Origin of the sequence: Aeromicrobium sp. HA, from assembly GCF_027171405.1 — a bacterium.
In the GTDB taxonomy this organism is placed as follows: Bacteria; Actinomycetota; Actinomycetes; order Propionibacteriales; family Nocardioidaceae; genus Aeromicrobium; species Aeromicrobium tamlense.
The window spans coordinates 1,090,315-1,114,209 of sequence record NZ_CP114372.1 but is presented as its reverse complement, the minus strand read 5'-3'; the positions used below and the strand labels follow the sequence as shown (position 1 = coordinate 1,114,209).

The window sequence follows — 23,895 nt, the reverse complement described above, 5'->3', positions numbered from 1 at the left end:
CGGGCTCAGAGGTGGCATGGTGTCGGGGAGAGAAACTCGACTCCGACAGCTTCACTGTAACACGCACTCACGGCGCGACGTGGGCACCTTCGGGCGACACGCGCAGCTCGCGTCGCGCCCATCCGGACGGGGTCCAGTCCTCGAGTCCGTGCGCGAACGCCAGCACCGTGGGGCCGGCCCCGGAGATCACCGCGGGCACCCCCTCGACCCGCAGCTGACGGAGCAGCTTGTACGAGTCGGGCATGACCTCGGCACGGTACGTCTGGTGCAGCCGGTCCTCGGTGGCCGAGATCAGCCGCTCGGGCGCGGTGGTCAGCGCCGCGACCAGCAGGGCGGCGCGACCGGCGGTGAAGGAGGCGTCGGCGTGCGGCACGCTCTCGGGCAGCAGGCCCCGGGCGACCGACGTCGCGACGGGCTCGGGCGGCACGAAGACCGTGACGTCCGCCTCCACGTCGAGCCGCTGCGTCTCGGCGGCCGCTCCCTCGATCCACGAGATCGTGAAGCCGCCGAACAGGGCCGGGGCGACGTTGTCGGGATGGCCCTCGAGGTCGTTCGCCAGGCCGAACATCGTGCGGTCGTCCATGCGGTCCTCGCCGCCGACGACGAGCGCGCGCGCCAGCACCAGGCCGGCGGCGATCGCCGCCGCGGACGAGCCGAGGCCGCGACCGTGCGGGATCGTGTTGCGGCAGGACAGGTGCAGGCCGGCCGGCTTCTCGGCCAGCAGGTCGAACGCGGCGTCCATGGCGCGGTAGAGCAGGTGGGTCTCGTCGCGGGGCACCTCGTCGGCGCCCTCGCCCTCGATGTCGAACGTCAGGCCCGACGTGGTGACCTCGGCCGTGACCTCGTCGAACCAGCTCAGCGCCAGGCCGAGGGAGTCGAAGCCGGGGCCCAGGTTGGCGCTCGTCGCCGGGACCCTGACGGTGACCGGCACGTCGACGAACGTCATGCGAGACCGGCCGCCTCCGCGGCCGCGTGCACGTCGGCGTCGATCACCGTGTCGACGACCGAGCCGATCTGCGACAGCGGGGTGTCGATGTCCTTGAGGCCGTGGCCCGTGACGGTGATCGAGATGGTCAGGCCGGTGGGCACGTCGCCCGCCTCGACCGCGGCCAGCAGGCCGGCGACGCCCGCCGCGGAAGCGGGCTCGACGAAGATGCCCTCGTGACGGCCGAGCTCGCGCTGGGCGTGCAGGATCTGCTCGTCGGAGACGGCCTCGATGCGGCCGCCCGACTCGTCGCGCGCGTTCTCGGCGAGGGTCCACGAGGCGGGGTTGCCGATGCGGATCGCGGTGGCGATGGTCTCGGGGTTCGCGACGACCCGCCCGCTCACGAGCGGCGCGGCGCCGGCGGCCTGGAAGCCCCACATCTGCGGACGCGAGCTGGCGACGCCGTCCTCGTGGTACTCGACGAAGCCCTTCCAGTACGCGCTGATGTTGCCCGCGTTGCCGACGGGCAGCACGTGGATGTCGGGAGCCTTCCCGAGGACGTCGACGATCTCGAACGAGGCCGTCTTCTGGCCCTCGAGACGCATCGGGTTGACCGAGTTCACGAGCGCGACCGGGTACTCCTTGGCGAGTCCGCGCGACATGTTCAGGCAGTCGTCGAAGTTGCCGCGGACCTGGATGATGTCGCCGCCGTGCATGACCGCCTGGGCCATCTTGCCGGCGGCGATCTTGCCCTGCGGGACGAGCACGATGGGCGTCAGCCCCGCCCGCGCGGCGTAGGCGGTCATGGAGGCGGAGGTGTTGCCGGTGGAGGCGCACACGACGGCCTTGGCGCCCTCGGCGAGGGCCGCACTGATCGCGGTGGTCATGCCGCGGTCCTTGAAGGAGCCGGTGGGGTTGTTCCCCTCGACCTTGACGAAGACGTCGCCGCCGACCAGACCCGACAGCCACGCCGAGTGGACGAGCGGCGTGCCGCCCTCCCCCAGCGACACGGCGGTCGCTCCGGCGTCGAGCGGGATGCGGTCCCGGTACTCCTCGATGACTCCGCGCCACGGGCTGGCCATCACGACACTCCTTCGACTCGCATGACCGACGAGACCCCGCGCACCATCTCCAGCTCGCGAACCTGTCGCACGGTGGCCGCCAGGGCGGCGTCGTCGGCCTCGTGGGTGACGACGACGAGCTGGGCGTCGCCGCCGCGGCCCTCCTGGCGGACCGTCTTGATCGAGACGTCGTGGACGGCGAAGGCCTCCGCGACGGCGGCCAGCACGCCCGGACGATCCTCGACGTCGATCTGGACGTGGTACCGCGTGCGGGCCCGGCCCATGTCGAGCACCTCGACCTGCGCGTGCGCGGTCTCGCCCGGCCCGAAGACGCCGTCGACGCGGTGGCGGGCCACGGTGACGACGTCGCCCAGGACCGCGCTCGCGGTGGGCGCTCCGCCGGCCCCGGGGCCGTAGAACATGAGCTGGCCGGCGGCCTCGCTCTCGACGAAGACCGCGTTGTAGGCGCCGCGGACGCTGGCCAGCGGGTGGGTCGACGGGATCATCGCGGGGTGCACGCGGACGGAGACCGCGGTGCCCGCGGGGTCGATCTCGCAGATCGCGAGCAGCTTGACGACCGAGCCGATCTCGCCGGCGGAGCGCACGTCGGCCGCGGTGACCTCGGTGATGCCCTCGCGATGCACGTCGCCGATCGTGACGCGCGTGTGGAAGGCCAGGCCGGCCAGGATCGCGGCCTTGGCGGCGGCGTCGAAGCCCTCCACGTCGGCCGTGGGATCGGCCTCGGCGAAGCCCAGCCGCTGCGCCTCGTCGAGGGCCTCGTCGAAGCCGGCGCCGGTGGTGGTCATCGCGTCCAGGATGAAGTTGGTGGTGCCGTTGACGATGCCCAGCACGCGCTCCACCTTGTCGCCGGCGAGGGACTCGCGCAGCGGACGGACGATCGGGATGGCACCGGCCACGGCGGCCTCGTAGTAGAGGTCGCGCTCGGCCTTGACCGCCGCCTCGTAGAGGGTGTCGCCGTCCTCGGCGAGCAGCGCCTTGTTGGCGGTGACGACCGACGCGCCGCTCTCGAGGGCCGCCAGGATCAGCTCGCGGGCGGGCTCGATGCCGCCGATGACCTCGATGACGACGTCGAGGTCGCCGCGGGTCACCAGCGCCTTGGCGTCGGTGGTGAACAGGTCGGACGGGAGGTCGAGGTCACGTGCACGGTCGAGGCGGCGGACGGCGATGCCCACCAGCTCGACGGGGGCGCCGACGCGGCGACCCAGCTCCTCGGCGTCGCGGACGAGGAAGCGGGCGACCTCTGTGCCGACGACGCCACAACCGAGCATCGCGATGCGGATCGGGCGGGCTCCGGCAGGAGCCTCGGGCGAGGTCGTGGTCACCCGAGCAGCCTATCGGCCGCCGGACGCCGCCAGACCCGGGAGGGCGAAGGATGGGACGGGCCCACCGCGCAGGCGGGTCCGCCCCTCGACCTCACGACTCGCGCAGGCGTCCGCTGAGGACGACCGCGCCGAGGGCCACGAGCGGCGCGATGCCGAGGACGACCGCGAACGCCTCCTCGCTCGAGCGCGTGAGCAGCGCGGCGAAGACCGCACTGCCCAGCGCCAGTCCCATCGCCTGGACGACGGCGTCGTTCGTCTGCATCGCGGCGCTCGCCGCGCCGTGCTCCCCCGGCGGCGCGGTCTCGAGCAGCAGCACCGAGAGCGTCGAGGTCGCCATGCCCATCCCGAGGCCGGCCAGCGGCCACAGCAGCACGAGCGCCGTCAGCGGCAGCGCCTCGACGAGGACCAGGACGCCCGCCAGGCTGCCGATCGAGACCAGGGTGGTCCCGATCCGGACGCGCCGGTGCTTGTCGGCGAGCGCGGGCACGTTGGCGGCCAGCCACGAGCCGCTGAACCACAGCACGGCGCCACCGGTGAGGAACATGCCGCCCTGCGTCGGGGTGAGGCCGCGGTGCTCCACGAGCGCCAGGGGCAGGTACGCCTCGACGCCGAAGAACGCCAGGGAGACGACGCCACGAGTCGCGATGACCGTCGGCAGGCCGCGGCGGCCGGTCCACGTGCCCGCGGGGAGCAGGGGCGGGACGACGAGGACCGCGGTCACGAGACCGAGCAGCAGCAGGGCCCACCAGCCGTCGAAGCCGCGCTGGCCGGCCACGCTCACCGCCAGGACGGCGAGCGCGCCCAGGCTCGCCAGCCCGACGCGACGGGCGCTGAGACGGACGTCGGACTGCGCGCCGGGGGTGCCGAGCGCCGGCGTCAGCAGCCCGGCCGCCAGGAGCGCCGGGACGATGGCGCCGAGGACGGCCCAGTGCCAGCCGAAGGTCTCGGCGACCCAGCCGGCGACCGGCGGGCCGACGAGCGCGGGCAGCACCCACGCCGAGGTGAGGACGACGAACACGCGCGGGCGGATGTGCTCGGCGAACGCCTGCCCGACGAGCACGTAGAGCGCGACGGTGGTCAGGCCCGAGCCGAGGCCCTGCACGGCCCGCCCGACGACGAAGACCTCCATCGTCGAGGCGGTGCCCGAGACGACGAGGCCGACGACGAAGCCGGCGACGCCGGTCAGCAGCGGGACGGTGGGTCCCTCGCGGTCGCACCACGGCGCCGAGACCGTCATCGTGACCACCGACGCCGCGAGCATGACGGCGAACGAGACGCCGACGAGCGACAGGCCGTCGAGGTCCGCCGCCACGAGCGGCAGGGCGGTGGCGATCGCGTAGGACTCGAAGGCGAAGAGGAACGCCGTGGCGAAGACGCCGGCCACGACCGCGCCCTGCGGGCCGGTCCACAGCCGCTCGCGCGTCACCGTGCTCATCGGTGGGTCTCCTTCGGGACGGGGACGTGGAGTCCTCCGTGGTGGTGCAGGCGTACGGCGCGCATCGCTCTCCTTCAACGGGTTCGACGCCAGCCAACAACCTCAACCGCGGTTGAGGTCAAGCGGCGCCGATCCGGCGCTCCGTACGGGTTCAGTCGACGTCGAGCGCGAGGAGGTCGTCCTCGGTCTCGCGGCGCAGGATGAGGCGCGCCTCGCCGTCGCGCACGGCGACGACCGCGGCCCGGGGGACGTGGTTGTAGTTGCTGGCCAGCGAGCGGCAGTAGGCGCCCGTGCCCGGCACGGCGAGCAGGTCGCCCGCGGCGATGTCGGACGGCAGGAACTCGGACTTCACGACGATGTCGCCGGACTCGCAGTGCTTGCCCACGACGCGGGCGAGGACCGGACGGGCGTCCGACGCGCGTGACGCGAGCGTGCACGAGTAGTCGGCGCCGTAGAGCGCGGGCCGGATGTTGTCGCTCATGCCACCGTCGACCGACACGTACATGCGCGAGCCGCCGCCGTCCAGACCGACGGCCTTGGTCGTGCCGATCTCGTAGAGCGTGAACGTGGACGGGCCGGCGATCGCGCGACCGGGCTCGATCGACAGCTGCGGGAGGTCGATCCCCAGCGCCGCGCACTCGTCGGTGACGATCTTGACGATCTCGCGGCCGAGGTCCTCGGGGGCGCGGGGGTCGTCCTGCGTCGTGTAGGCGATGCCGAAGCCGCCGCCGAGGTCGAGCTCGGGGGCGGTGACGCCCAGCTCGCGCGCGATCTGGTCGTGCAGGCGCAGGACGCGGCGCGCGGCCACCTCGAAGCCGTCGGTGACGAAGATCTGCGAGCCGATGTGCGAGTGCAGGCCCAGGAAGTCGAGGCCGTCGGCCGCGAGCACCCGGCGCACGGCCTCCAGCGCGGCGCCGTCGGAGATCGAGAAGCCGAACTTCTGGTCCTCGTGCGACGTGGAGATGTACTCGTGGGTGTGCGCCTCGACGCCGGCGGTGACGCGCACCATCACGGGCGCGCGCACGTCGAGCTCGGCGCTGAGCGCGGCGAGCCGCTCGATCTCCTCGAACGAGTCGATGACGATGCGGCCCACGCCGACCTCGAGGGCCCGGCGCAGCTCGGCGACCGACTTGTTGTTGCCGTGGTGGCCGATGCGGGCGGGCGGGAAGCCGGCGCGCAGCGCGACCGCCAGCTCTCCCCCGGTGCACACGTCGAGGTTGAGGCCCTCCTCGGCGATCCAGCGGGCCGTGGCCACGCACAGGAACGCCTTCCCGGCGTAGTAGACGTCGGCGTCGGGGAACGCGTCGCGGAACGCACGCGCCCGCGAGCGGAAGTCGTCCTCGTCCACCACGTAGAGCGGGGTGCCGAACTCCTGGGCCAGCTCGGCCGCCGTCTCGCCGGCGACCGTGAGGACGCCGTCGACCTTGCTGACGTTGGCGGACCACAGGTGCGGGACGAGCTCGTTCGCGTCGTCGGGCTCGCGCAGCCACTCGGGGCCACGGGTGCCGGCTTGCCCGTGGAGGGCTCCAGCCTCGTGCGATCGCATCGTCACATCCGTTCCGGCGCCGAGACGCCCAGCAGGCCGAGTCCGTTGGCGAACACCTGACGCGTGGCGGACACCAGCACGAGGCGGGCGCGGTGCGTGTCGGTGGCCTCCTCGTCGCCCTGAGGCAGGACGCGGCACACGTCGTAGAACTTGTGGAAGGTCGAGGCCGTGTCCTCGAGGTAGCGGGCCACACGGTGCGGCTCGCGCAGCTCGGCGGCGCGCTGGACGACGCGCGGGAACTCCGCGAGCGCCCGCAGCAGGTCGCCCGCGCGCTCCTCGACGAGCAGCGACGGGTCGAACGCGCCGAGGTCGGCCGTGAGACCCAGGTCGGCGCCGTTGCGCAGGATCGACGACAGCCGCGCGTGCGCGTACTGGACGTAGTAGACGGGGTTGTCGTTGCTGGCGCTGGCCCACAGGTCGAGGTCGAGGTCGATCGTGGAGTCGGTGGAGTACCGGGCCAGGGCGTACCGCGCCGCGTCGACGCCGATCGCGTCGACGAGGTCCTCCAGCGTGATGACGGTGCCCGCACGCTTGCTCATCCGCAGCGGCTGGCCGTCGCGCAGCAGGTTGACCATCTGGCCGATGAGGATCTCGAGGTTGACGCCCGGCTCGTCGCCGAACGCGGCGCACATCGCCATCATCCGCGAGACGTAGCCGTGGTGGTCGGCGCCGAGCATGATGATCGCCCGGTCGAAGCCACGCTCGCGCTTGTCGAGGTAGTAGGCCAGGTCGCCCGAGATGTACGCCGGCTTGCCGTCGGACTTGATGACGACGCGGTCCTTGTCGTCGCCGTAGTCCGACGTGCGCAGCCACTGCGCGCCCTCGGACTCGTACATCTTGCCCAGCTCGGTGAGGCGGGCGATCGCGCGATCCACGGCGCCGGTCTCGTGCAGGTGGTTCTCGTGGAAGAAGACGTCGAAGTCGACGCCGAAGTCGTGCAGGCTGCCCTTGATCTCGGCGAACATCTGCTCGACGCCCTCGGCGCGGAACAGCTCGGCGGCCTCGTCGTCGGGCAGCGCGGCGGCATCCGGGTGGTCCTCGACGATGCGGGCGGCGATGTCGTGGATGTACTGGCCGCCGTAGCCGTCCTCGGGGGCGTCCTCGCCACGCGCCGACGCCAGCAGGGACCGCGCGAAGCGGTCGATCTGCGCGCCATGGTCGTTGAAGTAGTACTCGCGGGTGACGTCGCCGCCACTGAACTGCAGCAGCCGGCCCAGCGAGTCGCCGACGGCCGCCCAGCGGACGCCGCCGATGTGGATCGGGCCGGTGGGGTTCGCGCTGACGAACTCGAGGTTGATCCGCTGGCCCGCGTAGAGGTCGTTGCGGCCGTAGCCCTCCCCCGCGTCGAGCACGACGCGGGCGATCTCACCCTGGGCGCCGGCGGCGACGCGGATGTTGAGGAAGCCCGGACCCGCGACCTCGGCGCCGGCGATGCCGTCGTCCGTGGCCAGCTCGGCGGCGAGCAGCTCGGCGAACTCGCGCGGGTTCATGCCGGCCTTCTTGCCCAGCTGCATCGCGATGTTCGTGGCGTAGTCGCCGTGCTCCTTGACCTTCGGTCGCTCGACGCGGACCTGGGTGGGAACCGGGTCGGGAAGGGTCACGCGGCCGGCGTCCACGAGGGATGTCAGGGCCGCGACGATGGCGTCGGAGAGCTGGTCGGGGGTCACCGACACAGCCTATCGGCGTCGGTCTACGCGCGGGATTGCAGGACCCGGCGCACGGTCTCGACGAGGTTGTCGGGGTCGAACGGCTTCGTGACGTAGTCGTCGACGCCCGCGGCCGCGGCCCGGTTGAGGTCGATCTGCTGGCTCTGGGTGGACACCATCACCAGTCCGATGCCGGCGTAGCGCTGGTTCGAGCGGATGCGCGTGATCGCGGTGACGCCGTCCATGCGCGGCATCATCATGTCCATCGTGATGACGTCGGGCAGGGTCTCGAGGTCGCGCAGGGTGTCCAGACAGTCCTGGCCGTCCTCGGCCTCGATCACGTCGAAGCCGGCCAGCTCGAGGTTGGTCCGGATGAGGAAACGGATGGACGCCGTGTCGTCGACGACCAGCACGGTGGGGGGCACGGGGACAACGCTACCGGTGCGCTACCTTGGTTCTCGCGACGTCACGCCGTGAAAGGCCCCCGTAGCTCAGGGGATAGAGCACCGCCCTCCGGAGGCGGGAGCGCAGGTTCGAATCCTGCCGGGGGCACCACGCAGCACGAGAAGCAGCGCAGCACCAGGATCCGTCCCGTCCCGGGGCGGATCCTCTTGCTTTTCTCCGGGGTCCGCCAATCATTGAAGTCACTGCATCGTGAAGTAGACTCATCACATGGAGTCCCGCGCCACGTCCGTGCTCGACAAGCTGCTGCTGCTGTCGAGCCTGATGTCGACCGACCTGACCCGGTTCGAGCAGGAGTCGGGTCTCACCACGGCCCGCACGCACCTGCTCTGGGTCCTCGGACTGTCCGGGCCCAGCACCCAGCAGGCGCTCGCCGCCGCGCTCGACGTGACGCCGCGCAACGTCACGGGTCTCGTGGACGGGCTCGTGGGCTCGGGGCACGTCACGCGCGAGCCCCACCCCACGGACCGCCGCGCCATCCTCGTGACCCCGACCGCGCGGGGCCGTCGGGCGATCGACGACCTCAGGTCGAGTCACGCCGACCTGGCCGTTCAGCTCTTCGGGGACGTCCCCGACACGCGCCTGACCACCTTCGAGTCCACGCTCGACGAGACCATCGCGACCTTCCGCCGCCTGATGGAGGAGGCCACGTGAGCGGGCGAGGGCTCCTCCACCTCGGTCGGGAGGCCGTGCTGATGGAGCTCGCGCTGTACCGCTCGCTCGGGCGCTGGATCGCCCGTCGGCCCGACGTGCCGGACGGCGCCACTCCCCTCCGCTACGCCCAGCTCGTCGGACCGATGCTGTGGCTGTGGATCCTCGGCTCGGCCACCGAGACGGTCGCGGTCGAGCTGGTCCTGCGGCACGTCGACGCCGGCTGGGCCGAGGCGATCCGGCTCCCGCTGCTCGTGCTCGGCATCTGGGGCGTGCTGTGGATGCTCGGCATGCTCGCGTCCTACCGCGTGCGGCCGCACCTCCTGGAGGCGGATCACCTGCGCGTCCGCAACGGTGCCCGCACGTGGGTCGACGTCCCGCTGGCCGCGCTGACGCGCGCCCGCTCGGTCGAGCACGAGCTCCCGGGGACCATCCGAGCCGTGCACCACGAGGACGGCCTGCTGCTGGTCGGCGTCAGCGGTCGGACGAACCTCGAGCTCGATCTCGGCGGCCCCACGGTGCTGCGCTCGTCGAGGGGCGAGGTCATCGCCGACCGCGTCGGCCTGTGGGTCGACGAGCCGCGCGACGTCGCCCGCGAGCTGACCTCCCGGATCGCCGTCCGCCCCTGATCGAGCCCCCGCCTCGACCTTGTTGCGCGTGGCGCACGCGTACTAGGTTCGGACGAACACCTTCGACCGAGAGCGAGTCCGTGGACCCAGCCCCTGCGCAGAACCCACCCGTCGTCACCGCAGCCGACCTGCGGATGTCCTACGGCGAGAAGGAGGTGCTGAAGGGGCTCGACTTCGAGGTCCGGCGCGGCGAGGTCGTCGCGCTGCTGGGCCCGAACGGAGCCGGCAAGACCACCACGATCGAGATCCTGGAGGGCTTCCGCAAGCCGTCGGACGGCGACGTGCGCGTGCTCGACGCGGTGCCGCTGACCGCCGACGAGGCCTGGCGCTCGCGTGTCGGCGTCGTGCTGCAGTCGTGGCGCGACCACGGCCGGTGGAAGGTGCGCGAGCTGCTCGAGCAGTTCGGCTCCTACTACGCGCCGTACGCCACGCCCGGCCGCGAGCGGCCGTACGACACCGACGACCTGCTCGACCGCGTCGGCCTCACGCCGCAGGCCGACGCGAAGGTCAAGTCCCTCTCGGGCGGCCAGCGCCGGCGGCTCGACGTCGCGATCGGCATCGTCGGTCGGCCCGAGGTGCTGTTCCTCGACGAGCCCACCGTGGGCTTCGACCCGGTGGCCCGGCGCGACTTCCACGCGCTCGTCGACCGGCTCAGCGACCTCGAGGACACCACGATCCTGCTCACGACCCACGACCTCAACGAGGCCGAGAAGCTGGCCGACCGGATCCTGATCCTCAATCACGGCCGTATCGTGGCCGACGGCAGCGCCGCCTCGCTCGCCGAGCAGATCTCGGGCACCACCGAGGTGCGCTGGACCCAGCACGGCACGACGCACGCGCAGACCACCGCCGACGGCACCGCGTTCGTGCGCGAGCTCCTCGCGAGCCACCCCGACGGCATCGCCGACCTCGAGGTGCGGCGGTCGACCCTGGAGGACACCTACCTGGCCATGGTCGCCCGGCACGAGGAGTCCGACAAGCAGCAGGAGGTGCCGGCATGAGCGCATCCGACGTCGCCGTCCGGTCGGGCCTGAGGCGTGGCTGGATCGAGTTCCGCAACAGCCTGCGCGCCCCTGAGGACCTCACGTACTACGTGTTCCTCAACGGCATCCTCGCGCTGGTGCTGTACCTCAACCGCAACAACATGATCGAGGACGCCGACATCAGCGTGGCCCACTTCATCGTGCCCAACGCGCTCGCGATGATGGTGGTCTTCGGCGCCGCCTACGGACTGGCCACGGCGGTCACCACCGAGCGCGAGGACGGCACCCTGCTGCGCGCGAAGAGCGTGCCGCACGGCATGCGCGGCTACGTGGTCGGGCAGTCCGCCCGGGTCACGTACGAGACCGTCTTCGGCTCGGCGATCATCCTCGTCGCCGCCACCGTGCTCATCGACGGACTCTGGCACCGCGGCGTCCTCGGCCTCCTGGGCGTGGTCGGCCTGATCGTGCTCGGCCTGCTCGCCTGCGCGCCGATCGGCTTCGTGCTGGGCTCGATCTTCAAGAACCCGCGCTCGGTGGGCGGCTGGGGCATGGTCGTCATCGGCGCGCTCGTCTACGCCTCGGGCATCTTCAGCACCGGCGGACTGCCCCGCTGGGTGGAGGTCATCGGCCAGCTGTTCCCGCTGCACTGGCTCGCCGCGGGGATGCGTGCGGCCCTGCTCCCGGACTGGGCGGCGACGCTCGAGCCGGGCGGCGAGTGGCGGGTCTGGCAGGCGGTCGCGGTGCTGACCGTGTGGACCGTGATCGGGCTCGTCCTTGCGCCACGGCTGCTGCAGCGGATGGCCCGCCGCGAGTCCGGATCGGCCGTCGCCGCACGGCGCGACAAGGCCCTCACCCGCGTGTGACCTTCCCCCGTGGGGGCGACGCCCGGAGTCGCTTCCACCACAATGGACCCGATGCCCGACACCACGAGCGCGACCCACGACGACCTGCCGACCCTCCCGAGCCCGTGGCGTGCCCGGGTTCCCGGGTACTCCGACATCGACGCCCTCGTGGCCCTCAGACGGCTCGACGAGCTCCAGGGCACCGGTGAGGCGCACGTCGATCCGGCGGGCATCGAGTCCGAGGTCGCCGGCCAGGCCTCGTGGACCCGGCGCCAGCTCGTGGCCGTGGGCGAGGACGACGTCCCCCGCGCCTGGATCACGGTGCACGACCGCGCCGCGGGCCGTGCCCTCATCTGGGGCTACTTCGACCGCGACGTGCCCGAGATCGACGCGATCGCCGCGGCGTTCTACCGCTGGGCCGAGTCCGCGGCCGTGACGATGGCGCGCTTCCGCGGGATCAGCGCCACGCGGCTCGACGAGAGCCCGTTCGCCAGCGACACGCGCCAGGCCGGATGGCTCATCGACGCCGGCTACGCCAAGCGCCGCACGTGGTTGCACATGGAGCGGCCCGTCACCCCCGACGAGGCCTCGCTCGAGCCACGCGCCGGCGTCACGGTGCGGCCGGTCGAGCGGCACGAGAACGGGATGCCGGTGGCCTCCGATCTGCAGGTCGTCCACCAGATGCTCGAGACGTCGTTCCAGGACCACTTCAACTCGTACCGCGAGAGCTTCTCGGAGTTCGTCCAGCGGATGCGCGAGGACCCCGCGCACAGCTGGGACCATTGGTGGCTCGCGTACGTGGACACCGACGATGGCCATCACGTGCCCGCGGGCACGGTCGTGTGCTCGTCGAGCGCGGCGCCCGAGGGCGGCACGCAGGGCACGTACGTGGAGTACATCGGCGTCACGCGCGCCGCCCGGGGTCGCGGCGTGGCCAAGTCGCTGCTCGCCACGGTGATCGCCGACGCCGCCCGCAACGGTCGCGACCGCGTGTCCCTCGAGGTCGACGCGGACTCCCCCACGAAGGCCGACGAGCTCTACCGGTCACTGGGCTGGGAGACGGACTACGTCACCGAGTCCTGGTTCAAGGACCTCGACCTCGGCGTCTGACGCTCAGCTCCCGGCGGGACTGGTGCGCTCGCGCAGCCACGAGGTGGTGCCGGGCTCCAGGCCGCGCAGCTTCGGCGTGCGGTCGACCGGTGTCACGATGAGCGCGGCGTCGTCGGGCAGCGACCACTTGATCGCGTGGTAGACGACCGACAGCGTCTCGGAGCTCTCGACCAGCAGCAGCCCCGGCGCGATCGTCCGCGCCTCCACCCACGGCCCCTCGAGGTCCTCGGGCTCCCGCTCCGTCCACGCCAGGTACACGCTCACGCGACCATCCTGTCGGCCTCCGGGCGCCCGCGCACGGGGCCGCCGATTCCCCGGCACCGGTCAGCGCCGGACCTGAGGCGTCAGGCCATCAGGCCGAGGGCGGCGCGGACGATCTCGTCCTCGCCCAGCAGGACCTGGTCGGAGGCGGGGCCGAGGGGGATGAAGCTGTCGGCGCTCGCGACGCGGGCGATGCGGCCCGGGTGGCGGGCGGCGACGAGGGCGCTGACGACGCCCTCCCCCACGCCGCCGGAGTGTCGCGTCTCGTCCACCACGAGCACGCGGTCGAAGCCGCGGCAGGCGTCGACGATCTGCTCCTCGGGCAGCGGCGCGAGCCAGCGCAGGTCGACGATGGTGGCCTCGACCCCCCGCCGACGCAGTTCCTCCGCGGCGCGCCGGCTCATGAACGTGCCGTTGCCGAAGGTCAGGATCACGAGGTCGCGACCGTCGCCGTGCACGCCGACCTCGCCCGGGGCGATCACCGCGTCCTCGGACGGCGGGGCGGTCCACAGGCCGTCGCCGTCCTCGTGGAGGTCGCGCGAGTGGTAGCGGGCGATGGGCTCGAGGTAGACGCAGACCCGACCCTCGCGCGCCAGCCGGTGACAGGCGCGCAGCAGACCGGGCGCGTCGGCGGGATGGCTCGGCACCGCCAGCACCAGGCCCGGGATGTCGCGCAGCACGGCCACGGAGTTGTCGTTGTGGAAGTGGCCGCCGAAGCCGCGCTGGTAGGCCAGTCCGGCGATGCGCACCACCATGCCGTTGCGGTACTGCCCCGCCGAGAAGAACCCGAGCGATGCTGCCTCTCCGCGCAGCTGGTCCTCCGCGTTGTGCAGGTAGGCCAGGTACTGGATCTCCGGGATCGGCACGAAGCCCGCGAGCGCGGTGCCCAGCGCGGTGCCCAGGATCGTCTGCTCGTCGAGGAGCGTGTCGAAGACCCGCTGCCCGCCGAACCGCTTGCGCAGTCCGCGGGTGACGCCGTAGACGCCGCCCTTGACCGCCACGTCCTCACCGAACAGCAGCGTCTCGGGATGGTCCTCCAGCAGCTCTCCGAGCGTCGCGTTGATCGCCTGCGCCAGCGTGCGCCGCGATCCTTCGACCTCACGCTCCGGCACCGAGTCGAACCGCGGCAGCGCGAGCGGCGCGACGACGGCCGCGCGCGAGTCGAGTCGTGGCTCGCCGATGATGTCCTCGGCCTGCGCCATGACCCCGCGCCGCGTGCTCTCGTAGGCCTCGAGAGCCTCGGCGCCGGTGATCGCTCCTGCGTCCACGAGGGCGCGCGCCGTGGCGACGATCGGGTCGCGGTCGTAGTCGGCCTCGATCCGCTTGCGGGTGCGGTAGGCGACCTCTGCGTCGGACCCCGCGTGGCCGAGGAACCGGACGGTGGAGAGGTGCAGTACCCCGGGGCTGCGGCTCGACCGGACGGCGTCGAGGGCGTCCTGCGTCTGGCGCAGCAGCCCGACGGGGTCGTCGCCGTCGGCCGCGCGGTACGCAATCCCCGGCAGGCCCTCGAGCATGGCGCCGGGCCAGCCCTCGGGCGAGGCCGTGCTGATGCCGATGCGGTTGTCCTCGCACACGAACAGCACGGGGCAGGCGAGCCCTCGGTGGGTCAGGTAGGCCGCGGCGTTGAGTGCGCCGACCGCCGTGGAGTGGTTGACCGAGGCGTCGCCGAAGCTGCACAGCACGACGGCGTCCTCGGGCCAGGCCGTGTGACGCCCGAGCCGGCGCGCGAAGCCCAGCCCGAGCCCGAGCCCCACTGCCCGCGGCAGGTGCGAGCTGATCGTGGAGGTCTGCGGGACGATGCTCAGCGCCGGGTGCCCGAACACCTTGTGCCGCCCGCCCGACATCGGGTCGCTGCGCGCGCTGGTGAGGCTCTGCAGGATCGCCCGCACGCCGTCGTCGCGGCCCGACTTCGCCGACCGCGCGGCGTACAGCCCGCCGGATCGGTAGTGCAGCAGGGCCGGGTCGCTCACCTCGGACAGCAGGCCGAGCGCCGCGTTGCTCTCGTGGCCGGCGGAGCCGATCGTGTAGTGCCCCTCGCCGCGTCCCTGCAGCCAGCGCGCCGCGAAGTCGAGGTGGCGGCTCTGCACCTGCGCCGCGAAGAGGTGGCGCAGCGCCACCACGTCGACGTCGCGGGCGGCCTCCGGGTCCGGCTGCAGTCCAGGCAGGGTGCGGACGACGTACTCGTCGATGGTCTCCATCAGACGCTCAGCGCCTCGCCGACCGCACGCGCGATCGGGACGTGGGCCGCGGGACCGTGGCCAGGCAGGACGAGGTCGGCGTCGAGCAGCGCGAGGTCCGGCAGCGTGGCCCGCAGTCGCGCCGTGTCGTGGTGGAAGAACGCGTCGATCGCCTGGGGCCCCTCGACCGGGCTCAGCGAGTGCCCCGTGACGAGCGCGTCACCCGTGGCGACGGCGCGCTGGGCCGGGAAGTGCAGGGCGATGTGTCCCGAGGTGTGCCCGGGCAGCGACACCGGGACGGGCGAGCACGGGAGGTCGAGCGGCTGCCCCGGCACGACGGCCTCGACCGTGTCGACGTGCGGGTGGCCCGACGCGCCGAGGCGCGCGATGCCGAGCGCCCAGCGCAGCACGCGCGGACGCCACGCGCGCAGCAGGACGTCGGTGGTGGTGGCGCTCTCGACGCGCTCGCCCCGCAGCATCGGCATCTCGTCGGCGCCCGCCAGCACGCGCACGCCGCGCGCCGAGAGGGCCGGCATCGAGCCCGTGTGGTCGACATGGTTGTGGGTCACCACGAGCGCCTCGACCTGCTCCATCGTGACGCCCGCGCGCCGCACGGACTCCTCGAGGAGGCCCGCCTGGCCCGGGTAGCCGCAGTCGACCAGCGCGGCGCGGTCGCCCTCCACCAGGACGATCCAGTTGACGTACTCGGTGCGGGCGAACCAGATCCCGTCGGCAACCTCGGTGACCTCCACGGCTCGAACCTAGGAGGCCGCGCAGGCGCTGTCCACGGACGCGCCGTGCGGACCCGCCGAAACGTGGTTAGCGTCGAGAGGGAACCACCACGTGAGCACCACACCCCGAGCCACAGGAGGCCCTCATGCCCACTCGCACCGCACGCACCGCCTGGGACGGCGGCTTCGAGGACGGATCCGGCCAGGTCGAGCTGACGTCGTCCGGCCTGGGCACCTTCGAGATGTCGTTCCCCAAGCGCTCGTCCGACGACGGTGGCGGCGCCACCAACCCCGAGGAGCTCATCGCGGCCGCGCACTCGGCCTGCTACACGATGCAGTTGACCGCGCTGCTGGGCCGCGCGGGCGCCACGGTCAACGCCGTCGAGACGTCGGCCGACGTCACGCTGGGCCCCGATCCCGACGGCGGGTTCCGCATCACCCGCATCAACCTCACCGTGCGCGCGGAGGCCGAAGGCATCGACGACGCGGAGTTCCAGCAGGTGGCCGAGGAGGCCAAGGAGACCTGCCCCGTGAGCAAGGCGCTCGACGGCGTCGACGACATGGGTCTCGACGCCACCCTCGAGACGCTCTAGAGCCTCGCGCCGGTCCCCGGCGCGAGGTTACCGACGGGTTCTGCGACCTGCCTGCGACCCTGTGGGCGAGCGCGTTACCCTGTCTTGAGTCCACCATCCGTGCGCGATCACGCGAGCGATTTTCCCCGGAAGAGGCGATTCAGGCCGTGGCCGAGTCCTCCCCCACCGCGTCGGCGACCGACGCTCCCCACCCCGACTTCGGCAGCAACGAGTGGCTGGTCGAAGAGATGTACGACCAGTTCACCGCCGACCCGTCCTCGGTCGACGCCGAGTGGGCCGACTTCTTCCGCAAGGGCGGCTACGGCGCCAACGGCGCCGCCTCGTCCGAGTCGAAGACGGCCGGGTCGTCGACGACGGCCGAGAAGCCCGCCCCGAAGTCCGAGTCCTCCGAGACCCGCACCGACGAGCCGGCGATCGAGCCGTCGCAGCAGCAGGCCGAGAAGCCGGCCACGCCGCAGAAGGCTCCCTCGGCGCGTGCCGCCGAGGAGAAGAACCCGCCGGCCCCGGCCGCCGCCCCGACCTCGCCGAAGCCCGCCGCCAAGGAGCAGCCCGCGAAGGCGCAGCCCGCCGCGGCCAAGTCCGCCGCGCAGGACAAGCCCGCCGAGACCCCCACGGGTCCTGGTGAGGTCGAGAAGGTCGTGCTGAAGGGCGCCTCGGCGCGCACCGCGACCAACATGGACGCCAGCCTCGCGGTCCCCACCGCCACCAGCGTCCGCTCGGTGCCGGTCAAGCTGCTGTTCGACCAGCGCGTCGTCATCAACAACCACCTCGCCCGCGCTCGCGGCGGCAAGGTGTCGTTCACGCACCTCATCGGCTACGCGGTCGTCAAGGCCGTCGCGGCCATGCCCGAGATGAACACCGGCTTCGAGTACAACGAGAAGGGCAAGCCGGTCCAGCTCAACCCCGAGCACGTGAACTTCGGCCTGGCCATCGACGTGCAGAAGGCCGACGGCTCGCGCCAGCTCATGGTGCCGAACATCAAGGCCGCCGAGACGATGGACTTCGCGCAGTTCTGGCGCGGCTACGAGACCATCGTGCGCAAGGCCCGCGACAACAAGCTCGAGGTCAGCGACTTCCAGGGCACGACCGTCAGCCTGACGAACCCGGGCGGCATCGGCACCAACCACTCGGTGCCGCGCCTCATGGCCGGCCAGGGCCTCATCGTCGGCGTCGGCTCGATGGACTACCCGCCGGAGTTCCAGGGCGCGTCGGAGGACACCCTCGCGCTCATGGCCGTCTCGAAGATGATGACGCTGACGTCCACGTACGACCACCGCGTCATCCAGGGCGCGCAGTCGGGCGAGTTCCTGCGTCGCGTGCACCAGCTCCTGCTGGGCGCCGAGGGCTTCTACGACGAGATCTTCACCTCGCTGCGGATCCCCTACGAGCCGATCCGCTGGGCGCAGGACATCTCGGTCCGCCACGACGACGACGTCGACCGCCAGGCGCGCGTCCTCGAGCTGATCCACTCGTTCCGCGTGCGCGGCCACCTCATGGCCGACACGAACCCGCTGGAGTACCGCCAGCGCACCCACCCCGACCTCGACATCGCGTCGCACGGCCTCACCCTGTGGGACCTCGACCGCGAGTTCCCGGTGGGCTCCTTCGGCAAGGCCTCGGGCAAGCGCTTCATGAAGCTGCGCGAGATCCTGGGCATCCTGCGCGACTCCTACGTGCGCACGATGGCCGTGGAGTACATGCACATCCAGGAGCCCGAGGAGCGCAGCTGGTTCCAGGAGCGCCTCGAGCGCCCGCACGTCAAGGAGCCGCGCGAGGAGCAGCTGCGCATCCTGCAGAAGCTCAACCAGGCCGAGGCCTTCGAGACCTTCCTGCAGACCAAGTTCGTCGGCCAGAAGCGCTTCAGCCTCGAGGGTGGCGAGACGATGGTCCCGCTGCTCGACGAGATCTGCGAGGGCGCCGCCGCCGACGGCCTCGAGGAGGTCTGCATCGGCATGGCCCACCGCGGCCGCCTCAACGTGCTGGTGAACATCGCCGGCAAGGACCCGGCCAACGTGTTCCGCGAGTTCGAGGGGAACATCGACCCGCGCACCGTGCAGGGCTCGGGCGACGTCAAGTACCACCTGGGCGTCGACGGCGAGTTCACCTCGGTCCGCGGCGACAAGATCAAGGTCTCGGTCGCGGCCAACCCGTCGCACCTCGAGGTCGTCGACCCGGTGCTCGAGGGCATCGCCCGCGCCAAGCAGGACGTGCTGAACCGCGGCGAGGAGTTCCCGGTCCTGCCGGTCCTCGTCCACGGCGACGCGGCGTTCGCCGGCCAGGGCGTCGTCGCCGAGACGCTCAACCTGTCGCAGCTGCGGGGCTACCGCACCGGCGGCACCGTGCACGTGATCGTGAACAACCAGGTCGGCTTCACCACGAGCCCGTCCTCGTCGCGCTCGTCGACCTACTGCACCGATGTCGCCCGCATGATCCAGGCGCCGATCTTCCACGTGAACGGCGACGATCCCGAGGCCTGCATCCGCGCCGCGCAGCTGGCCTACGAGTACCGCCGCACGTTCCACAAGGACGTCGTCATCGACCTCGTCTGCTACCGCCGCCGTGGCCACAACGAGGGCGACGACCCGAGCTTCACGCAGCCGCTGATGTACGACACGATCGAGAAGAAGAAGTCGGTGCGCAAGCTGTACACCGAGGCTCTCGTCGGTCGTGGCGACATCACGCTCGAGGAGGCCGAGGAGGCGCTCAAGGACTACCAGAAGCTGCTCGAGCAGAACCTGGCGAAGGTCAAGCAGGCGCAGCACGACCCCGGCTACACGCGCACCCCGGACTACCCGGAGAAGCCGTACGACGAGGAGCTGGTCACCGCGATCAGCGCCGACACGCTCAAGGCCATCTCGGACGCCTACACGAACGTGCCCGACGGCTTCACGGTCCACCCGAAGGTGCTGCCCCAGCTGCAGCGCCGCGCGGCCTCGATCACGGCCGGTCCCATCGACTGGGGCACGGGCGAGATCATCGCGATGGGCTCGCTGCTCGCCGACGGTCGCCCCGTGCGCCTCGTTGGCCAGGACTCGCGCCGCGGCACGTTCACCACCCGCTTCGCCACGATCATCGATCGCAAGGACGGGGCCGAGTGGACGCCGCTGCAGCACGTGGCCGACGAGCAGGCGTCGTTCTACGTCTACGACTCGCTGCTCTCGGAGTACGCGGCGCTCGGCTTCGAGTACGGCTACTCCGTGGCCCGTCCCGAGGCGCTCACGATGTGGGAGGCCCAGTTCGGCGACTTCGTCAACGGCGCCCAGTCCGTGATCGACGAGTACATCAGCTCCGGTGAGACCAAGTGGGGTCAGAAGTCGGGCGTCGTCCTGCTCCTGCCGCACGGCTACGAGGGCCAGGGCCCCGACCACTCGTCGGGCCGCATCGAGCGCTTCCTGACGCTCGCCGCGAACGACGAGATGACGATCGCCCAGCCGTCGACGCCCGCGTCGTACTTCCACCTGCTCCGTCGTCAGAACCTGCAGTCGCAGCACCGTCCGCTCATCGTCTTCACGCCGAAGTCGATGCTGCGCAACAAGCTCGCGGCCAGCCAGCCCGACGACTTCACCTCGGGCACGTTCCGCCCGGTGATCGGCGACGACACGGTCGACGCCGAGCGCGTGGAGAAGGTCATCCTGTGCTCCGGCAAGGTGACGTGGGACCTGCTGACCGAGCGCAAGAGCCTCGAGGGCGACAGCCCCCGTACGGCGATCGTGCGCCTCGAGCAGCTCTACCCGCGTCCGCTGGAGGAGATCAAGGAGGAGCTCGCGAAGTACCCCAACGCCCGCGAGATCCGCTGGGTCCAGGATGAGCCCGAGAACCAGGGCCCGTGGCCGCACGTCGCGCTCTACCTGCGCGACGCGCTGGGTCTGCCGATGACGCAGGTCACCCGCCCGGAGTCCTCGGCTCCGTCGGTGGGCTCGCACTCGGTGCACGTCACCGAGTTCAAGGACCTGATGAACCGCGCGTTCGCCTGATCGGTCGATGTACTTCACCGACCGGGGCATTGAGGAGCTGGCGGCCCGCCGCGGCGAGGAGGAGGTCTCCTTCGCCTGGCTGGCCGAGCAGCTGTCGATCTTCGTCGACCTGAACCCCGAATTCGAGGTGCCCGTCGAGCGGCTGGCCACCTGGCTGGCCCGCCTCGACGACGACGAGGACTAGCCCGACCCCGCACGACCCCGCAGGACCCCGCCACCCGCGAGTGGCGCAGAACGGCCCGCCACTCGACGAGTGGCGGGCCTTCTTGCGCCACTCGGCGTCGGCCGGGCGCAGGGGAGCGGCTCGCGCGGCTCAGCGGGTCAGGACGATCTTGCCGAAGACGTCGCCGTCGATGACGCGCTGGAGGCCCTGTGCGGCGTCCTCCATGGCGATCTCCGCGTCGATGAGCGGCTTGGTGCCGGTGACGTCCATGAACTCGGCCAGGCGCCGCAGCTCGTCGCGGGTGCCCATCGTGGAGCCGTGGACGCGCATCTGCTGGAAGAAGATGCGGGTCAGCTCGGCGTGCGAGGGGGCGTCGCCCGACGTGGCGCCCGAGATGACGATCGTGCCGCCGGGGCGCATCGCGCGGACCGAGTGCGACCACGTGGCGGCACCGACGGTCTCCATGACCGCATCGACCTTGACGGGCAGCCGCGCACCTGACTCGAGGACCTCGTGGGCGCCGATCTCGAGCGCACGCCGGCGCTTGTCCTCGTCTCGGCTGGTCGCGAACACGCGAAAGCCCGCGGCCCGGGCCAGCGTGATCGCGGCGGTGGCCACGCCGCCGCCCGCGCCCTGCACGAGCACGGAGTCGCCGGGGTGCAGGTCGGCCTGCGTGAAGAGCATCCGGTAGGCCGTCAGCCACGCGGTGGGCAGGCACGCGGCCTCGGCCATCGACAGGCCCGCGGGCTTGGGCACCACGTTGCGCCTCGGCACGGCGACCTTCTCGGCGAACGTGCCCTGGTGGCGCTCCGACAGCAGCGAGCGGCGCGGGTCGAGCGTCTCGTCGCCGATCCAGTCCGGGTCGCTGATGACGGCGTGGACGATGACCTCGTTGCCGTCCTCGTCGAAGCCCGCCGCGTCGCAGCCCAGGATCATCGGCAGCGACTCCTCGCGCAGGCCGACGCCGCGCAGGCTCCACACGTCGTGGTGGTTGATCGACGCGGCCTTCACCGTGACCGTGGTCCAGCCGTCGGGGACCACCGGATCGGGCCGCTCCCCCACCACGAGGCCGTCCAGGGGGTTCTTCTTGTCCATCGAGGCGGCGTAGACGGCGAACACGGGCGATCTCCTGGGGTCGGGCGACAACTACCGCTGCGACCCTAACGGGGTCCGGCCGTGCTCGCCCGCGAGGGGCGTCCGATCAGTACGGGCGACGAGCGAGACCGTCGCGGCGCGCGGTGTCCGTCACGGCGCGGGCCACGGCCTGCGAGACGCGAGGATCGAACGGCGACGGGATGATGTGCGTCTCGGTCAGCTCGTCCTCGTCCACGAGGTCGGCGATCGCGCGCGCGGCCGACAGCTTCATCGACTCGGAGATCTCGGTGGCGCGCACGTCGAGGGCGCCGCGGAAGATGCCCGGGAAGACCAGCACGTTGTTGAGCTGGTTCGGGAAGTCCGAGCGGCCGGTCGCCACGATCCGCGCGTGCCGGTGGGCGACGTCGGGGTGCACCTCGGGGTTCGGGTTCGCCAGCGCGAAGATGATCGCGTCGGGGGCCATGCGCGCGACGGCCTCCTCCGGAACCGTGCCGCCGGAGACGCCGATGTAGACGTCGGCGCCGTCGAGGGCGTCGGCGATGGTCCCGGGCCGGGCCCAGCCCGACGTCTCCTGCGCCAGCCACTGTTTGACCTCGTTGAGGTCGTCGCGCTCGGGCGTGATGACTCCGGCGCGGTCGGTGACGCTGATCTTGCGCACGCCGGCCGAGCGGAGGATCTTCGTGATCGCCACGCCCGCGGCTCCGGCACCGGAGATGACGACCTTGACCTCGTCGGGCTCGCGGTCGGTGAGGCGCAGCGCGTTGTAGAGGCCCGCGAGCACCACCACGGCCGTGCCGTGCTGGTCGTCGTGGAAGACGGGGATGTCGAGACGCTCGATGAGCCGACGCTCGATCTCGAAGCAGCGCGGGCTCGAGATGTCCTCGAGGTTGACGCCGCCGAACGTGGGCGCCAGGCGCACGATCGTCTCGACGATCTCGTCGGTGTCGGTGGTGTCCAGCGCGATCGGCATGGCGTCGACGCCGCCGAACTGCTTGAACAGGATCGCCTTGCCCTCCATCACGGGCATCGCGGCGGCCGGGCCGATGTCGCCCAGGCCGAGCACGGCGGTGCCGTCGGTGATGACCGCGACGGTGTTGCCGACCCACGTGTACTGGTGCGCGACCTCAGGGTCGGCGGCGATCGCCTCACAGACCTTGGCGACGCCGGGGGTGTAGGCCAGCGACAGGTCGTCGGCGTTCCCCACGGGTACCGTCGCGGTGACCTCCATCTTGCCGCCGCGGTGCAGCGAGAACACGGGATCGTCGTCGTCGGTGAGCGTCATGAGCAGGTCGGTGTCGATCGGGTCGATGTGGGTGGACATGGTTCCTCGCGCAGCAGGGGGTGATCAGGTGCGGGCGGCGCCGATCCGGCTGCCGGGTGCGGTGTCGTGCCGCGGGTGAGGACGGGGTGTGCCCCACCGTCCAGTCTCCCACACCGGTCATTCCCCGTGGTCGTCGGCCAGCGCCCGTCGCGCCGGGCCGGTGGCCAGGCAGGCGAGCACGACCAGCGCCGAGACCGCGATCGCGATCCCCACGGCGCGGTTGTCGCCGGTGTTCGCGTCGGGGTTGCGCAGGGACCACGCCAGCCCCAGGCCGATCAGCTGGGCGACCACCACGGGTCCCCGGGCGACGTGGGCACCGCGCACCAGGCCCACGGCCGCGGCCACGAGGCCGGCGCCGAGGATCAGCAGAAGCACCCCGATGCCCACGCCCACGGCGATGCGTCCGGGGACGAGTCCGGCCAGGTCGAGCACCGCCAACGCGATGAAGACCAGCCCCTGGAGGGCGACGACGACGGCGGCGATCCCGAGGGGGATGCGAGAGGACACAGGCACGCGCTCAGGCTAACGCGGCGTGAATGCAAGCATTTTCCACGTTACGAATATGTGACGTTTCCCTCAGGATCTGTCCGGGTACATCTGTTGTGGAGTGCGCAGAACCTTGCAAAACTGGTAGAGCGTGCGCCCCGGCGTACTCGATCCCCCCACGTAAGCTGCCCTAAGGAGTCATCCGCATGGATTGGCGTCATCGTTCGGCCTGTCTGGACGAAGATCCCGAACTGTTCTTCCCGATCGGCAACACGGGCCCGGCGATCCTCCAGGTGGAGGAGGCCAAGCTGGTGTGCCGCCGGTGCGACGTTCGCGACCAGTGCCTGCAGTGGGCTCTCGAGTCCGGCCAGGACCACGGTGTGTGGGGTGGCCTCAGCGAGGACGAGCGTCGCGCTCTCAAGCGCCGCAATGCGCGCGCCCGCATCAAGACCGCCTGATCG

General features: G+C 71.7%; 22 protein-coding genes and 1 tRNA gene. 10 read left to right on the top strand and 13 right to left on the bottom strand.

The window, feature by feature from the left end; translation table 11 throughout:
- Positions 1–67: 67 nt before the first annotated feature.
- From thrB to O3S82_RS05385, 7 genes are all read right to left on the bottom strand, one after another.
- On the bottom strand, positions 68–946 hold the full coding sequence (gene thrB / locus O3S82_RS05415; RefSeq protein WP_179425565.1) for a homoserine kinase: 879 nt from the start codon (positions 944–946) through the stop codon (positions 68–70).
- On the bottom strand, positions 943–2,007 hold the full coding sequence (thrC, locus tag O3S82_RS05410; protein ID WP_179425567.1) for a threonine synthase: 1,065 nt from the start codon (positions 2,005–2,007) through the stop codon (positions 943–945). Before thrC ends, thrB begins: the two co-directional genes overlap by 4 nt.
- Positions 2,007–3,329: a homoserine dehydrogenase gene (locus O3S82_RS05405; RefSeq protein WP_269306158.1), complete on the bottom strand. Its 1,323-nt coding sequence runs from the start codon at positions 3,327–3,329 to the stop codon at positions 2,007–2,009. Before O3S82_RS05405 ends, thrC begins: the two co-directional genes overlap by 1 nt.
- Before the next feature lie 91 nt (positions 3,330–3,420).
- Positions 3,421–4,764, bottom strand: a complete 1,344-nt coding sequence (locus O3S82_RS05400) for an MFS transporter (protein WP_179425569.1) — start codon at positions 4,762–4,764, stop codon at positions 3,421–3,423.
- A gap of 151 nt (positions 4,765–4,915) precedes the next feature.
- Positions 4,916–6,310, bottom strand: a complete 1,395-nt coding sequence (gene lysA, locus O3S82_RS05395; RefSeq protein ID WP_269306156.1) for a diaminopimelate decarboxylase — start codon at positions 6,308–6,310, stop codon at positions 4,916–4,918.
- A gap of 2 nt (positions 6,311–6,312) precedes the next feature.
- Positions 6,313–7,977, bottom strand: coding sequence for an arginine--tRNA ligase (gene argS, locus O3S82_RS05390; protein ID WP_269306155.1), 1,665 nt, complete (start codon positions 7,975–7,977; stop codon positions 6,313–6,315).
- A gap of 23 nt (positions 7,978–8,000) precedes the next feature.
- Positions 8,001–8,381, bottom strand: coding sequence for a response regulator (locus O3S82_RS05385; protein ID WP_269306153.1), 381 nt, complete (start codon positions 8,379–8,381; stop codon positions 8,001–8,003).
- A gap of 55 nt (positions 8,382–8,436) precedes the next feature.
- On the opposite strand from O3S82_RS05385, the gene O3S82_RS05380 reads away from it, so the two are divergent.
- The 6 genes from O3S82_RS05380 (at position 8,437) to O3S82_RS05355 (ending at position 12,633) form a co-directional block, all read left to right on the top strand.
- Positions 8,437–8,511: transfer RNA gene (locus O3S82_RS05380), tRNA-Arg, on the top strand.
- Positions 8,512–8,628: 117 nt separating this feature from the next.
- Complete coding sequence (locus O3S82_RS05375; protein WP_269306151.1) at positions 8,629–9,072, top strand: MarR family winged helix-turn-helix transcriptional regulator; 444 nt, start codon at positions 8,629–8,631, stop codon at positions 9,070–9,072.
- Positions 9,069–9,698, top strand: a complete 630-nt coding sequence (locus O3S82_RS05370) for a hypothetical protein (protein ID WP_269306149.1) — start codon at positions 9,069–9,071, stop codon at positions 9,696–9,698. The genes O3S82_RS05375 and O3S82_RS05370 overlap by 4 nt, the downstream gene beginning before the upstream one ends.
- Positions 9,699–9,778: 80 nt before the next feature.
- Positions 9,779–10,699, top strand: coding sequence for an ABC transporter ATP-binding protein (locus O3S82_RS05365; protein WP_269306148.1), 921 nt, complete (start codon positions 9,779–9,781; stop codon positions 10,697–10,699).
- Positions 10,696–11,544 (top strand): ABC transporter permease, encoded by an 849-nt coding sequence (locus O3S82_RS05360; RefSeq protein ID WP_269306146.1) that lies wholly within the window; start codon positions 10,696–10,698, stop codon positions 11,542–11,544. The genes O3S82_RS05365 and O3S82_RS05360 overlap by 4 nt, the downstream gene beginning before the upstream one ends.
- 51 nt (positions 11,545–11,595) lie before the next feature.
- Positions 11,596–12,633 (top strand): GNAT family N-acetyltransferase, encoded by a 1,038-nt coding sequence (locus O3S82_RS05355; RefSeq protein ID WP_269306143.1) that lies wholly within the window; start codon positions 11,596–11,598, stop codon positions 12,631–12,633.
- Positions 12,634–12,636: 3 nt separating this feature from the next.
- On the opposite strand, the gene O3S82_RS05350 is transcribed toward O3S82_RS05355, so the two are convergent.
- The 3 genes from O3S82_RS05350 to O3S82_RS05340 all read right to left on the bottom strand — a co-directional run bounded on the left by O3S82_RS05350 (position 12,637) and on the right by O3S82_RS05340 (position 15,823).
- Entirely contained in the window at positions 12,637–12,897 is a 261-nt protein-coding gene (locus tag O3S82_RS05350; RefSeq protein ID WP_179425582.1) for a hypothetical protein, read from the bottom strand.
- 80 nt (positions 12,898–12,977) lie between these two features.
- Positions 12,978–15,092, bottom strand: a complete 2,115-nt coding sequence (locus O3S82_RS05345) for a thiamine pyrophosphate-dependent enzyme (RefSeq protein ID WP_269306141.1) — start codon at positions 15,090–15,092, stop codon at positions 12,978–12,980.
- Positions 15,092–15,823 carry an MBL fold metallo-hydrolase gene (locus tag O3S82_RS05340; RefSeq protein WP_269306139.1) on the bottom strand — a complete coding sequence of 244 codons (732 nt, stop codon included), beginning with the start codon at positions 15,821–15,823 and terminating at the stop codon, positions 15,092–15,094. The genes O3S82_RS05345 and O3S82_RS05340 overlap by 1 nt, the downstream gene beginning before the upstream one ends.
- Before the next feature lie 125 nt (positions 15,824–15,948).
- Here O3S82_RS05340 and O3S82_RS05335 point away from each other — a divergent pair, with 125 nt between their 5' ends.
- From O3S82_RS05335 to O3S82_RS05325, 3 genes are all read left to right on the top strand, one after another.
- Positions 15,949–16,395 carry an OsmC family peroxiredoxin gene (locus O3S82_RS05335; protein ID WP_179425589.1) on the top strand — a complete coding sequence of 149 codons (447 nt, stop codon included), beginning with the start codon at positions 15,949–15,951 and terminating at the stop codon, positions 16,393–16,395.
- Positions 16,396–16,541: 146 nt separating this feature from the next.
- Positions 16,542–20,369 (top strand): multifunctional oxoglutarate decarboxylase/oxoglutarate dehydrogenase thiamine pyrophosphate-binding subunit/dihydrolipoyllysine-residue succinyltransferase subunit, encoded by a 3,828-nt coding sequence (locus O3S82_RS05330; protein WP_269306137.1) that lies wholly within the window; start codon positions 16,542–16,544, stop codon positions 20,367–20,369.
- A gap of 7 nt (positions 20,370–20,376) precedes the next feature.
- A complete protein-coding gene (locus O3S82_RS05325; RefSeq protein WP_179425593.1) occupies positions 20,377–20,553 on the top strand; it encodes a DUF6104 family protein in 177 nt (58 codons plus the stop codon).
- A 129-nt stretch (positions 20,554–20,682) separates the two neighbouring features.
- Here the strand turns inward: O3S82_RS05325 and O3S82_RS05320 are convergent, their stop codons facing one another.
- From O3S82_RS05320 to O3S82_RS05310, 3 genes are all read right to left on the bottom strand, one after another.
- A complete protein-coding gene (locus O3S82_RS05320; protein WP_269306135.1) occupies positions 20,683–21,651 on the bottom strand; it encodes a zinc-binding dehydrogenase in 969 nt (322 codons plus the stop codon).
- Between the two features lie 82 nt (positions 21,652–21,733).
- Positions 21,734–22,948 (bottom strand): NAD(P)-dependent malic enzyme, encoded by a 1,215-nt coding sequence (locus O3S82_RS05315; protein ID WP_269306133.1) that lies wholly within the window; start codon positions 22,946–22,948, stop codon positions 21,734–21,736.
- 117 nt (positions 22,949–23,065) lie between these two features.
- Positions 23,066–23,461, bottom strand: coding sequence for a hypothetical protein (locus O3S82_RS05310; protein ID WP_179425598.1), 396 nt, complete (start codon positions 23,459–23,461; stop codon positions 23,066–23,068).
- Between the two features lie 179 nt (positions 23,462–23,640).
- Between O3S82_RS05310 and O3S82_RS05305 the strand changes: the two genes are divergently transcribed.
- Positions 23,641–23,892, top strand: coding sequence for a WhiB family transcriptional regulator (locus O3S82_RS05305; RefSeq protein WP_179425600.1), 252 nt, complete (start codon positions 23,641–23,643; stop codon positions 23,890–23,892).
- Positions 23,893–23,895: the final 3 nt, after the last annotated feature.